12 protein-coding genes are annotated in these 12,532 nt (G+C 63.0%); 8 read left to right on the forward strand and 4 right to left on the reverse strand.

Annotation, left to right across the window (positions count from 1 at the left end; translation table 11 throughout):
* Positions 1–277 precede the first annotated feature (277 nt).
* From B0G74_RS39245 to B0G74_RS47195, 7 genes are all read left to right on the forward strand, one after another.
* Positions 278–1,342, forward strand: a complete 1,065-nt coding sequence (locus tag B0G74_RS39245) for an NAD(+)/NADH kinase (RefSeq protein ID WP_132382391.1) — start codon at positions 278–280, stop codon at positions 1,340–1,342.
* Between the two features lie 40 nt (positions 1,343–1,382).
* Positions 1,383–2,366, forward strand: coding sequence for a thiamine pyrophosphate-dependent dehydrogenase E1 component subunit alpha (locus tag B0G74_RS39250; RefSeq protein WP_132382393.1), 984 nt, complete (start codon positions 1,383–1,385; stop codon positions 2,364–2,366).
* Positions 2,367–2,402: 36 nt separating this feature from the next.
* Complete coding sequence (locus tag B0G74_RS39255; RefSeq protein WP_132382395.1) at positions 2,403–3,407, forward strand: alpha-ketoacid dehydrogenase subunit beta; 1,005 nt, start codon at positions 2,403–2,405, stop codon at positions 3,405–3,407.
* Between the two features lie 3 nt (positions 3,408–3,410).
* Positions 3,411–4,523, forward strand: a complete 1,113-nt coding sequence (locus B0G74_RS39260; protein ID WP_132382397.1) for an acetoin dehydrogenase dihydrolipoyllysine-residue acetyltransferase subunit — start codon at positions 3,411–3,413, stop codon at positions 4,521–4,523.
* A 1-nt stretch (position 4,524) separates the two neighbouring features.
* Complete coding sequence (lipA, locus tag B0G74_RS39265) at positions 4,525–5,511, forward strand: lipoyl synthase (protein WP_132382399.1); 987 nt, start codon at positions 4,525–4,527, stop codon at positions 5,509–5,511.
* Between the two features lie 286 nt (positions 5,512–5,797).
* Positions 5,798–6,835 carry a hypothetical protein gene (locus B0G74_RS39270; RefSeq protein ID WP_132382401.1) on the forward strand — a complete coding sequence of 346 codons (1,038 nt, stop codon included), beginning with the start codon at positions 5,798–5,800 and terminating at the stop codon, positions 6,833–6,835.
* Positions 6,836–6,987: 152 nt separating this feature from the next.
* Positions 6,988–7,194 carry a hypothetical protein gene (locus B0G74_RS47195; RefSeq protein WP_243658529.1) on the forward strand — a complete coding sequence of 69 codons (207 nt, stop codon included), beginning with the start codon at positions 6,988–6,990 and terminating at the stop codon, positions 7,192–7,194.
* A gap of 103 nt (positions 7,195–7,297) precedes the next feature.
* Here the strand turns inward: B0G74_RS47195 and B0G74_RS39280 are convergent, their stop codons facing one another.
* The 4 genes from B0G74_RS39280 to B0G74_RS39295 all read right to left on the reverse strand — a co-directional run bounded on the left by B0G74_RS39280 (position 7,298) and on the right by B0G74_RS39295 (position 11,802).
* On the reverse strand, positions 7,298–7,690 hold the full coding sequence (locus B0G74_RS39280; RefSeq protein ID WP_243658530.1) for a 2-oxoglutarate dehydrogenase: 393 nt from the start codon (positions 7,688–7,690) through the stop codon (positions 7,298–7,300).
* Positions 7,691–7,773: 83 nt separating this feature from the next.
* Positions 7,774–9,546: a peptidase S10 gene (locus B0G74_RS39285; RefSeq protein WP_243658531.1), complete on the reverse strand. Its 1,773-nt coding sequence runs from the start codon at positions 9,544–9,546 to the stop codon at positions 7,774–7,776.
* Between the two features lie 526 nt (positions 9,547–10,072).
* Positions 10,073–10,561, reverse strand: coding sequence for a GNAT family N-acetyltransferase (locus B0G74_RS39290; RefSeq protein WP_132382407.1), 489 nt, complete (start codon positions 10,559–10,561; stop codon positions 10,073–10,075).
* A gap of 23 nt (positions 10,562–10,584) precedes the next feature.
* Entirely contained in the window at positions 10,585–11,802 is a 1,218-nt protein-coding gene (locus B0G74_RS39295; RefSeq protein ID WP_132382409.1) for a sensor histidine kinase, read from the reverse strand.
* Between the two features lie 281 nt (positions 11,803–12,083).
* Here B0G74_RS39295 and B0G74_RS39300 point away from each other — a divergent pair, with 281 nt between their 5' ends.
* Complete coding sequence (locus tag B0G74_RS39300) at positions 12,084–12,443, forward strand: response regulator (RefSeq protein ID WP_243658532.1); 360 nt, start codon at positions 12,084–12,086, stop codon at positions 12,441–12,443.
* Positions 12,444–12,532: the final 89 nt, after the last annotated feature.

Consider the following 12,532-nt stretch of genomic DNA (forward strand, 5'->3'; position numbering starts at 1 on the left):
TGTCGCGCAGATCGAGACGGGTAAAGGGTTTGCGACGCGTCTTCGTATTGCTCGGCCACGCTGCGAACGTTGCACGCGCCGGGCGTGAGACGCCTGGAACGCTGCGTCGCGTGGTGCCGGCTCACCATCCAGATTTGCATCTCGATGCGAAAAGCCCTTTAAACAGGGCACTTTCGCGCGGCGATGTGATTTCTCAGCAGATTGGCACACCCTTTGCAGTGTCCTACGCATGACAAAGCGCCATCGTTTGACGACGGCGACACAGGAGACATGCACAGTGCCATCGCCCATCACCGTCGGCGTGATCGCGAACCCTGCGTCGGGTCGCGACATTCGCCGTCTCACTTCCTATGCGTCGGTGTTTCCGACCTCCGAAAAAGCCAACATGGTGGTGCGCTTGCTGGCCGGGCTCGGCATGCTCGGCGTAACGCGCGTGCTGTGTCTGCGCGACCGGACCGGCGTGGCGGCGCTGCTGCTGCGCGCGCTCGACACGCACGACGCCGTCGCCGCGCAACAGCGCTGGCCGGAAGTCGAGTTCATCGAACAGCCGATCACCGACAGCGTCGCCGATACCCACGCGGGGGTCGCCGCGATGCTGCGGGCGGGCGTCGAGTTGATCGCCGTGCTCGGCGGCGACGGCACGCACCGCGCCGTCGCCGCGCATTGCGCAAGAGTGCCGCTGCTGACTTTGTCCACCGGCACCAACAACGCCTTTCCGGATTTGCGCGAAGCCACCGTGGCCGGCCTCGCCGGCGCGCTCGTCGCGTCGGGCGCGGTGCCGCCGGATGTGGCGCTGATGCGTAACAAGCGGCTCGTGGTGCGCTGCACGGCCGGGCCGAATCGCGGCCGCGAGGAGATCGCGCTGGTCGATGTCTGCGTGAGCCGCCAGCGCTTCGTCGGCGCGCGGGCCGTCTCCGATCCGGCCGATATCGAAGAACTCTTTCTCACGTTCGCCGCGCCCGACGGCATCGGCCTTTCGTCGATCGGCGGAGCGTGGGCGCCCGTGGAGCGCACCGCGTCGCACGGTTTGCATCTGCGCTTTGCAGCACCGGGCGAATCCGGCGTGCCGCTAGTGGCGCCCATTGCGCCGGGCCGGGTCGAGCGCGTGCTGATGCGCACGTGCGAACGCTTCGAAGTCGGCGTGTGGAGGACGCTGGAAACCGAGCACGGCACGCTCGCCTTCGACGGCGAGCGCGAAATCGAACTGGAGCGCGGCGACCGCTATGAGATCGCGCTGGATTGGGAAGGGCCGCTGACCGTCGACGTCGAACGCACGCTGCGTTTCGCGGCGTCGCGTCAACTGGTGCGGGAAGTGGCGAACGTGGTTGCGCATCAAAAGTAGGTAGTGGGCAGGCAGTGCATTCATTCCAAGGAGACACACCATGTCGGTTTCAACTGAATTGAGCAAGGAAGATCTATTGAAGGCGTATCGCATGATGCGCACGATCCGCGAGTTCGAGGAGCGTCTGCACGTGGAATTCGCGACCGGCGAAATTCCCGGCTTCGTGCATCTGTACGCGGGCGAGGAAGCGTCGGCCGTCGGCACGATGCTGCATCTGAACGACGCCGACTATGTGGCGACCACGCACCGCGGCCATGGTCATTGCATCGCCAAGGGCGTGGATGTGCGCGGCATGATGGCCGAGATCTACGGACGCAAGACCGGCGTGTGCCACGGCAAGGGCGGTTCGATGCACATCGCCGACCTGTCGAAAGGGATGTTAGGTGCGAACGGCATCGTCGGCGCGGGCGGCCCATTGATTTGCGGCGCGGCGCTGGCGGCGAAGTACAAGAAGTCGGGCGGCGTCGGCGTGTGCTTCTTCGGCGACGGCGCGTCGAATCAGGGCGTGATTTTCGAATCGTTGAACCTGGCCTCGGTATGGCGGCTGCCGGCGATTTTCGTGGCGGAGAACAACGGCTACGCAGAGGCGACATCTTCGACGTGGTCGGTGGCGACCGACAACATCGCGGATCGCGCGAGCGGCTTCGGCATGCCGGGCGTGATCGTGGACGGGTTCGACTTCTTCGCCGTGCATGAAGCGCTCGGCGAAGCGATCGAACGGGCGCGCAAAGGCGGCGGTCCGACGCTCGTCGAAGTGAAGTTCTCGCGCTATTTCGGCCACTTCGAAGGCGACGCGCAAACCTATCGCGCGCCCGGCGAAGTGCAGAAACTGCGCGACGAGAAGGATTGCCTGAAGCGTTTCGAAGAGCGCGTGGTGCGTGCCGAAATGCTGAGCGCGGATCAGTTGCGTGGTGTGGATGCCGAGGTGAAGAGTTTGATCGAGAGTGCGGTGACGGAGGCCAAGGCTGCGCCGTTGCCGACTGCTGAAGACCTGCTGAGCGACGTCTACGTGTCCTATCCGTAACGCACGCGTTGCATACCTAAACGATTGGAGACAGACATGGCACGCAAGATCACATTCTCTCAGGCAATCAACGAAGCACTGAGTCAGGAAATGGCCCGCGATGAAACCGTCATCGTGATGGGCGAGGACAACGCGGGCGGCGCGGGATCGCCCGGTGAACAGGACGCGTGGGGCGGCGTTCTCGGTGTTACGAAGGGACTGTTTCACAAGTATCCAGGACGCGTGCTGGACACGCCGCTCTCCGAAGGCGGCTATATCGGCGCGGCAGTCGGCGCGGCGGCCTGCGGCATGCGGCCGGTCGCGGAGCTGATGTTCATCGATTTCATGGGCGTGTGTTTCGACCAGATCTTCAACCAGGCCGCCAAGTTCCGCTACATGTTCGGCGGCAAGGCGGTCACGCCGGTCGTGATTCGCGCGATGCAGGGTGCGGGCTTGCGCGCGGCGGCCCAGCATTCGCAGATGCTGACTTCGTTGTTCACGCACATCCCCGGACTGAAAGTGGTCTGCCCGTCGACGCCATACGACGCCAAGGGACTGCTGATCCAGGCGATCCGCGACAACGATCCGGTGATTTTCTGCGAGCACAAATTGCTCTATAGCCGCGAGGGCGATGTGCCCGAAGAGTCGTACGCGATTCCGTTCGGCGAGGCGAACGTGGTGCGCGACGGCGACGACGCCACCATCATCACCTACGGACGCATGGTGCATTACGCCACCGAAGCCGCCGAAAAACTCGCCAAGGACGGCATCCAGGTCGAGGTGATCGACTTGCGGACGACTTCGCCGCTCGACGAGGAAACGATCCTCGAGAGCGCGAACCGCACCGGGCGCGTGGTCGTGGTCGACGAAGCGAATCCGCGCTGCTCGATCGCCACCGACATTTCCGCGCTGATCGCGCAGCGCGCGTTCCACTCGCTCGAGGCGCCGATCGAGATGGTGACCGCGCCGCATACGCCCGCGCCGTTTGCCGGCGTGCTCGAAGACATGTATATCCCGTCGGCCGCACAGATCGCCGAGGCTGTGATGAAAGTGAGGGCTTGAACGATGCCGATCCATATGATCACGATGCCCAAATGGGGCTTGTCGATGGAGCAGGGGCAGGTCAACGGGTGGCTCAAGGCCATCGGCGACAAGGTAGTGAAGGGCGACGAGATTCTCGACGTGGAAACGGACAAGATCTCGTCAGGCGTCGAGTGTGCGTTCGAGGGCATCCTGCGCCGGCAGATCGCCCAGGAAGGCGACACGCTGCCGATCGGCGCATTGCTGGCAGTGGTGGCGGACGCGGAGACGCCGGACTCGCAGATCGACGCCGAGGTCGAAGCGTTCCAGCGCGACTTCGTGCCGGCCACGTCGGCGGATGGCGACAGTGGGCCGCAACCGGAGAAGGCGCAGATCGGTGGGCGCACCGTGCGCTATCTGAAACTCGGCGAAGGCGGCACGCCCGCGCTGCTGATTCACGGCTTCGGTGGCGATCTGAACAACTGGTTGTTCAATCACGCCGACCTTGCCGCGCATCGCGCCGTGTGGGCTCTGGATCTGCCGGGTCACGGCGAATCGGGCAAGACGCTCGACACCGGGAGTGCCGACGAACTCGCGGACAGCGTGATCGCCTTCATGGACGATCGCGGGATCGACAAAGTGCATCTGATCGGACACTCCATGGGCGCACTGATCGCGATGACCGTGGCGGCGCAAGCGCCGGGGCGGGTAGCGTCGCTGGCGTTGATCTCGGGCGCGGGTCTGGGCAAGGAGATCAACGGCGACTACATCCAGGGCTTCACTGAAGGCAGCAATCGCAATGCGCTCAAGCCGCAGTTGGCGAAACTCTTCGCCGACCCGAGTCTCGTGACGCGTCAACTGGTGGAGGACATCGTCAAGTACAAGCGTCTCGAAGGCGTGCCCGAGGCGCTGCGCAAGATCGCGGCGTCGGCCTTCGACGGCAACGTGCAACGCGTGAGCTATCGGGACCGGCTGGCGGAACTCGCGCCGCGCAGTCTGGTGATCTGGGGCGCCGGTGATCAAATCATCCCGGCCGGGCATGCGCAGGGTCTGCCAGGCGACATCCGCGTTCATGTGCTCGACGGCAACGGGCATATGGTGCAGATGGAGGCGGCCTCCGAAGTGAATCGTCTGCTCAACGATTTTCTGGGGAGCTGAGATGGACGCCGCATTGCATGCCGACAGCGTCACCGCGCTCGGTCAGCACGGTAAGCGCAGCGCTGACAAGCTCGCGCGGATTCCGGTGAAGATCGTGCCGGCCACGGACGGCGAGGTCTTGCCGAAGCCGCCGTGGCTGCGCGCGAAACCGATGATGAGCGAGACGGTCGCGGGCATTGCGGCGATCCTGCGCGAGCACCGTTTGCATTCGGTCTGCGAGGAGGCAATGTGCCCGAACATCGGCGAATGTTTTGCGCGGCGCACCGCGACGTTCATGATCATGGGCGGCATCTGTACGCGGCGCTGTGCGTTCTGCGACGTCGCGCATGGCCGCCCGGCGCCGCTCGACGAGGCCGAGCCCGCTCGGCTTGCCGATGCCGTGGCGGCGCTCGGGTTGCGCTATGTCGTCGTGACGTCGGTGGATCGCGATGATCTGCGCGACGGCGGCGCGGCGCATTTTGCGCGCTGCGTGACCTTGCTGCGCGAGCGCGTGCCGGGCATTCGGGTCGAAGTGCTGACGCCGGATTTTCGTGGACGTATCGAGCGGGCGTTGCAGGCGCTCTCGGGCGCGTGGCCGGATGTGTTCAATCACAACCTCGAAACGGTGCCCGCTCTCTATCGTGCCGCGCGTGCGGGCTCGGACTATCAGGGCTCGCTGCAACTGCTCGCGCGCGTCAAAGAGGCGAACGAGGCGATGCTGACCAAATCAGGATTGATGGCCGGATTGGGGGAATCCGACGAAGAACTGCTCGGCGCGATGCGCGATCTGCGCGCGCATCGCGTGGACATCCTGACGATCGGGCAGTATCTCGCGCCATCGCGTTTTCATATGCCGGTGCGGCGGTATGTGACGCCAAAACAGTTCGACGCCTGGCGCGAGGCCGGCTTGGAGATGGGCTTTCGCGAAGTGGTGGCGGGGCCGCTGGTGCGCTCGTCGTATCAGGCGGACCAAATTGCCGACATCGCCATGGCACGCGCAACGCAATGATATGAAGAACGGTTGCCGCCCTCGCTTGTACTTATAGACGACAGCGAGGAGTGGCACCGTCGCCGTTTAAAAGCAGGCGCGGCTCGTCATTTCGCTTGCAACAATCTATGTCGGAATATGTCACGCAGCGCGAAAAACGCCCGCAAACCCTTGTCGCGCGGGCCTTCCTCGTGGTGAAACAGGGTGACATATCTTCCCTGTCGATTATGTCGGTGCGTCCTTCTATAGTCCGTTCTGTCGCCACACAGCAGTGACAGAAGTGGCCCGAATCCAAGAAGGACATACCGTGAAAAATCATTCGTTCGTCGTCCCGGCCGCCGCCTCTGCCTTTGCCTCTGCAACCGACTCAGTGTCGAGCGCCTCATCCGCACGCGGCGCGCTGCGCAAGCTCGTCCTCTCCGCCACGGTCGCCGTGCTCGCGCTCGGTAGCGCATCGGCGTTCGCCTGGTCGCAACACGGCACGGCGTACACCTCGCGCGGCACCTATAACGGCGCGCGTTACGGCTCGTGCGGCGGCAGCAGCTGTTCGCATGCGGGCGGCGTCGCCGGCCCTTACGGTGGCCTCGCGACCAACACCGGCACGGTGACGCGCAATGCGCCAGGCCAGTTCTCGAATTCGGGCACCGCGACGGGGCGCTACGGCAACTCCGTCCAGCATGCAGGCGACACCAGCTGCGCCGGTGGCACGTGCTCGCACACCGGGACGTTGACGGGCCCGGATGGCAAGACGGCCACCACTTCCGGCGATGTCACGAAGACCGGCACGGGGCAGTATTCGTCGTCGGGATCGGTAACGGGTTCGAACGGCAACACGGTCAACCATTCGGCGTCGACGAATTGCGCCGGCTCGACGTGCTCGCGTTCCGGCACCGTGACGGGTTCGGATGGCGGGACCGTCAACCACTCCGGCTCGGCCACGCGTGTGGCACCGGGTGTCGTGACGACTTCGACGAGCGTGACGGGCACGCATGGCAATACGGTGACGTCCAGCGGGACGGTCGTGGCGACCACGGGTGTCGTCGCGACGGGCGGCACGACGGTGGTGGTCGCGCCGAAGCCGGTGGTGGTTGCGCCGCCGGTTGTGTACGTGCCGCCGCCTCCGGTGGTGGTGACACCTGCGCCAGTTGTCGTGACGCCTGCTCCGGTGGTGGTTGCGCCTAAGCCTGTCGTGGTCGCGCCGCCGGTTGTCTACGCACCTCCGCCCCCGCCGCCTGCCGTGTATGTCGCACCGCGGGTCGTGTATGTCGCGCCGGCGCCGCGTCCGGTCGTGTGGGTGCCGGGTCACTGGATTGGGCGTGTCTGGGTGCCGGCGCATTGGTCCTGATGGGCGCGGCCATGCGAGTCAAATCCCGCGTGACAGTTGTGCAAGGTGGGGACATGGTGCGCCGATCGTCTTTCGATGCTTCATCGACACGGCGGTTTTATCAAGCAGGCGCGTTGGCAGCGATGGTGGTTGCCGCGGGCGTGGCGATTGCAATGAGCCGCTTCGTGGCACCAGCGGATACGCGCGGGGCGAGTGGATCGTCGCAGGAATGCTCCACTCGCTACGCCGCGTTGCTCGATCTTGCGGAACTGGCGAGACGCGACGGCAAATCATCCGAGGTCGTCGTGCGCGGGCTGAGCGACAGAGGCGGTGTGATGAGCGGATGTTTGTCGGTGGGCGGCAGGGCTAATGCGGATTAGCGTCCTGATTGCTGCTCACGCCACTCACGCCACAAAAAAAGCGCTCCCGGTTCCATAACCGGGAGCGCTTTTTTGTCATGCGCGGCGTAGTGGCGTTGCCGCGCTACCGCCCTTGCTGCTGCAAATACTGCCTGACATCGCTCAGCGTCACGCTGCCTTTATGGCTCGTGTCGATCTGATCGAAGTGCTTCGCCACAAAGCCGAGACCCTGGGTTTGCGCCTGCGCTTTGGTGACCGACGCGCCATTGCTGAGCGCCGAGTTCGCCCCGAGACGCGCCTCGAGCCGTTGTTGCGCTTGCTGCTGCAATGCCGTGCCGGTCGATGGCGCAATTGGTGCCGCCCGGTTTTGCGGGAAGAACGGACCGTCGACGCCGCGTGCGCCGTTGGGCGGCGTCGCGGGCGCCACCGCTTGCGGCGGCAACGCATATGCACTGCCGACCAGGCAGCCGAGAGCAATCAACGGGGAGACACGCCGTAACTTATCGATAAGAGACATGATGACTCGCATGGATTGAGTGAATAGGGTATCGCGAACGAGGTTCATCCGATCGGTTCCTTGAACGTTCCATGAGTGCGCGGTCAGGGCGCCGCCGCTTGCGCCGTGGCCGTGGCGGTCGGCTCGCTGGCGGGACTTTCGTCGCGCCACGGCGCCGGCAGCGTCCAGAGGGCGAGCGCATCGGGCAGCGGCGTGCCGCGATAGAAGCGCACGAGGTCGCGCTTCATCAGCGGACGGGCGACGTCGTCCAGATAGATCATGTGGCCACCCTGGAAGAAATTGACCTGCAAGTCAGGATTCAGGCCGGGCACGGTCTGCAACCGCGCCAACTGCTTCTCGGTATTGAGGAACGGCGTAGCGAGATCGTGGAAGCCGTTTTCCGAGAGCACCCTGAGTTGCGGATTGAGCGTCAGCGCACCGAGCAGGTCGGGGATCGTGTCGGGCAACGCCTGTCCGTCGTGCGAGAAATCCCACAGCTCGATGATGTTGTCGTTCAGCGGCATATAGGTCGCGTTCGGCGCCGTGTACCCGAGATAGTCCGGCATCTGGGTGGCGAGCGCCGTGGTGAACGGCTGCGAGATCAGGATGTCGGACGGATCGGAATCGCTCTGCAGACGCGGATCCGAATTCGGCAACGACACGCGGCCGTCATAGCGGCCGATCGTCGTGCCGGGCAGCAGGCTCGTCGAGAACGGATCGCGGTTGAAATAGCCCTGCAATGCCTGCACGGTCAAACCCGACGGCAAGGTCCAGGAGTCGAGCGTTTTCGCATTGGGGAAGACGGGCTTGCCCAATGCGTCAGGTATGCCGAGCTGGCTGAGCACCCATGACTGCGAGTAACGCCTGAACTTCTTATATTCCGCCGTGACGAACAGGCTGGTCTGCAACGCGTAAAGATCCTGATTGAGCGGCGCGGGCGACGCCTGGTTGTAGTACGCCGCGACCTCCGCATAGCCGGGGAAATAGCCCGCCAGCGTATCCGTGTCGAGCGCCAGCTCTTCCGACGACGCCGTGATGGCGACGGCTTCGATCGCATCGGCGAAATAGTTCAGGATTGCCGATTGCAGCACGATGCCGGTCAGATGCACGCCGGCGGATTCGAGCGCCAGCGCCAGCATGTCGGTACGCGGCGTGCCGTACGACTCGCCATACAGATAGATCGGCGAGCCGCTGCGATTGTTGACGGCCAGATAGCGCTGGATGAAGTCGCGCATGATGTTGACGTCGGCGTCGGTCGTCCAGTACTTCTTGTTCGTGTTCGGCAGAATCGCTTCGGAAAGCCCGGTTCCGGGCGGGTCGATGAAGACCATGTCCGTGGTGTCGATCAGGCTCTCCTTGTTGTCCACGAGCGGATAGTTCGGCCAGTTGCCGAACACCGGGTCGGGCGTGGCCACGCGCGTCGGCGCGAATGAGCCGAGCCGCAGCCAGATCGAGGAAGAGCCCGGGCCGCCGTTATAGACGAACGTGACGGGGCGCGCCGCGCCGTTCGCGCCCGGCGCGGTGTACGCCACGTACGACATGGTGGCTTCCGGGTTGCCGTTCGCATCGGCCGCCGTCAGATGGCCGGTGGTGGTGGTGTAGTTGATCGGCGTCTTGCCGAGCGTCCACTGGTAGTGCATGACCGCCGCCTTCTCCGCGGCCTGGGCGGGCGCGAGACCGTCGTTGGCTTTGGCCGAATAGGCGACCAGGTCGATATAGGTTTGATTGGCGGTCGGCGCCTGCGGCTGCGAAGCGGCGTGGGCGCTGAGTTGCTGATTCGCAGCGGTCTGCTGCATGCTCACGGCCGTGCCGGAGGACGAACTGCCGTCCCCGCCGCCGCATCCGCCGAGCAGCAGCACCGTTGCTGCCATTGCCATTTTCAGGGTTCCTGGAGCCGGCAGCTTGCGCTGACGAAAAGGGCCATTGCCTCGAAGACGCTCGTCTCGTTTCATCTCTATCCTCGGTGGTGGATTCAGATACCTTTTCACAAAGGCCGCTGTAGCGGATGAAGATGCATCGGAGTTCGAAATATTCTGGATGCATCGCCGCAAATACAGCGGTGGAGACCAACTTTCTTAAAAATGCATAGCCACTTCCCTGCTATGCGGGATGCGTAGAATAACTAAATATTGTGATTGAATATTCCGGTTATCTCGGCATGTTTTCCGTTTTTCCGCAATCGAATATTCGTATATTGGCGGCAGATAAAAAATAGGTGAAGCCGTAGCCTTTTGTCAAGGACGCGACGAATTTCCGTAATGACGGCTTCGGAATGCTGCGTGTGGATTCGTGCGGAACTAAGTGCGTACGGGCTTTACGGCGCAATTAATTCGCTGATTATTTATTACAAAATGGAAGTTGTTGTTTGCTAAACGTAATGATTAATTTGTGTGGATTGCCCGCTTATGCCAATTGATTTTCCGGGTGAATCAGATTGAGTTCCAGAAATACCGCGCCGGCAATCGGATTGAAGACATAAGCCGGAATCCGTTCGAAACCCAGCGATGCATAAAGCTCGAGCGCGGCTCGCATAGTCGGCAGCGAGTCGAGGCGAATGCGGTGATATCCCGCGTCTCTCGCGGTATCGCAAATGCGCGTCGCCAATTGCCTGCCGGCCTGCAGACCGCGTCCCGCTGGACGAACATAGAGCCGCTTCATCTCGCAGGTCGTGTCGTCGAGAGGCCGCATGGCGACGCAGCCAACGAGTTCTTCATCGTTGTGCGCGAGAAGCACCCGGCCTTGCGGTGCCGCGAATTTGCCGGGCAAGTCGGCGAGTTCGGACTCGAAGTTCTGGAAGCCGAGATCGATGCCCAGGCTCTCGGCGTATTCGCGGAAGATGGCCCGGACCGCTTCCAGTTGCTGTGGGAATTGGGCGGTCGTGATCTGGATCATGGGTATTCGTGGGTCGTGCGGTCCTATTGCGGTTCCACCTGCACCAACGGGAAACGGATCTCGAACGTCGTCCCCACCCCTTCGCGCGAGACGAAATGGATGTGTCCGTTCAACACGCGGCACAGTTCCTTGACGATAGCGAGACCGAGGCCCGTGCCGGGAATATCTTCACCCGCGGCGCGCTCGAATTCGTCGAACACGCGGTCCGCATCCGAAGGCGCGATGCCCACGCCGGTATCCGCGACGCGAATCGACCAGTGCTCCGCGTCGGCCATCGCGAAGTTCAATTCGATTTCCCCCGACTTCGTGTACTTGGTCGCGTTGGAGAGCAGATTGACGGCGATCTGTTTGAGCTTGAGACGATTGGATGTGACCGCCGTCAACGCAGGATCGAATGCCGTGCGCAACGTGAGTCCTTTTGCCTCGATCGAAGGACGCGACGAGGTGACGAGCTCCTCGTACAGCTCGCGCAGTTCAACCTGTTCGAATGCGAACGGGGCGCCGTCGCCGAGCACCATGGAATACTCGACCATCTGCTCGACGAGCTGTTTCATATCGGCCGCCTGGCGGTTCGCCAGCGTCAACGCCGTTTCGGCCCTGGCAGGCGCGCGCGAGATCAATTGCAGCGCGATGGAAAAGGTGTTCAGAAAATTGCGCAGATCGTGGACCACGCTGCGTGTGATCTGCATGCGCGACTCGTACAGGTCGCTCACCAGCCGCTGCTTCAGCATCAACTCGTGATTGGCGCGCTCGAGCCGGCCGGTGTACTCGTCGATCTTGCGGTCCCGTTCGCTGACCACTTCCTTGATCGACGTGAGCGTGACCATGCTGAAGGTTTCGGCGATCAGGCGCCGTGCCCGGCTCTCATGGCGGCGCGTGAAGGTGCTGTCGAGACTGGCGAATTCCTCGAGCGCTTCGGCCAGCACCTGATCGAAGAGATCGAGTTCGCGCACCAGTTCCTCGATACGATAGCCCTGGCGCCAGCGGATCTTGCCGTGTTTTCTCGCATTGCGCTCGATAGTCGTCTCGACCCGTTCGAGATCTTCGACATCGAGGGCCGCGCACAGTCCTTCGAGAATCTCCGGCAGATGATCCGCCAGTTGCTGATAAGTGAGTTTGTCCGCTTCGACGAGGTCGGTGTCGCCGAATACGGCATTCATCCATTGCTCGGTGAGTCGGATCCGTTCCGCGCGAACGAAGTCAGCAAAATTGCGCAGCGGGCTAACACGTGTGTCGGTCATGATGGCGCATTGGGGTGAAGTTTCTACAACGTACAAAGGCTCGAACCACCCACGCGCGTTGGACCGGAGGCGCATGGCGTGCCTCACAGGACAGGTACGTTCGGCTGGAGTCAATTAAAGGCCTGGCCGGCAAGCTCTCTGCCCTCGCGTGTCCCGAAAGCGCCGCCGCAGCCGATTATTCGCACCATTATCGCCGCAATCGCGGATTGTGGAACACCTCTTGCGGCGCTGTAGTCGGATGACAATAACGCTAACTCGAACGTTTAACCCGGCGGCCTCTGATGCACTCAATCTTGCTGGTAGACGACGAGCCGGAAATCCTGGCGGCGTGGCGCCTGATACTCGAGAACGAAGGTTACGAAGTCGGTTGCGCGAGCAACGGCGCAGAGGCGGTCGCGCGTGCGGCAACCAGCGTTCCCGCCCTGATCATCACCGACTGGATGATGCCCCTGGTGGACGGCGCTGAATTGTGCCGTCGACTGAAGGCGATACCGGAACTCGCCAACGTGCCGATTCTCGTGCATACCGCTGTTCCGCCGCCCGAGGGCGCGGTCAAGAACTGGGATGTCTGCCTGAGAAAGCCGGTAGGCGCGGAGCTTTTTCTGACGACGGTCGCGCAACTGTGCAAGCAGCGGTATTAGCTGTTGATCGTTTGAGCGCACAACGGGCAGTTTCTTCCGATTCTCGCGTGCCGCATCTTTGATGACCGGCAATATTGTCTCGCGCATTT

The sequence above is a fragment of the Paraburkholderia sp. BL9I2N2 genome, assembly GCF_004339745.1.
Lineage (GTDB): Bacteria > Pseudomonadota > Gammaproteobacteria > Burkholderiales > Burkholderiaceae > Paraburkholderia.

Bases quoted from the DNA above. Each gene is read 5' to 3' on its own strand.
- B0G74_RS39250 (WP_132382393.1), top strand. From the start codon at position 1,383: ATGTCGGTTTCAACTGAATTGAGCAAGGAAGATCTATTGAAGGCGTAT.
- B0G74_RS39255 (WP_132382395.1), top strand. From the start codon at position 2,403: ATGGCACGCAAGATCACATTCTCTCAGGCAATCAACGAAGCACTGAGT.
- B0G74_RS39260 (WP_132382397.1), top strand. From the start codon at position 3,411: ATGCCGATCCATATGATCACGATGCCCAAATGGGGCTTGTCGATGGAG.
- lipA (WP_132382399.1), top strand. From the start codon at position 4,525: ATGGACGCCGCATTGCATGCCGACAGCGTCACCGCGCTCGGTCAGCAC.
- B0G74_RS47195 (WP_243658529.1), top strand. From the start codon at position 6,988: ATGAGCCGCTTCGTGGCACCAGCGGATACGCGCGGGGCGAGTGGATCG.
- B0G74_RS39280 (WP_243658530.1), bottom strand. From the start codon at position 7,690: ATGTCTCTTATCGATAAGTTACGGCGTGTCTCCCCGTTGATTGCTCTC.
- B0G74_RS39285 (WP_243658531.1), bottom strand. From the start codon at position 9,546: ATGGCAATGGCAGCAACGGTGCTGCTGCTCGGCGGATGCGGCGGCGGG.
- B0G74_RS39290 (WP_132382407.1), bottom strand. From the start codon at position 10,561: ATGATCCAGATCACGACCGCCCAATTCCCACAGCAACTGGAAGCGGTC.
- B0G74_RS39295 (WP_132382409.1), bottom strand. From the start codon at position 11,802: ATGACCGACACACGTGTTAGCCCGCTGCGCAATTTTGCTGACTTCGTT.
- B0G74_RS39300 (WP_243658532.1), top strand. From the start codon at position 12,084: ATGCACTCAATCTTGCTGGTAGACGACGAGCCGGAAATCCTGGCGGCG.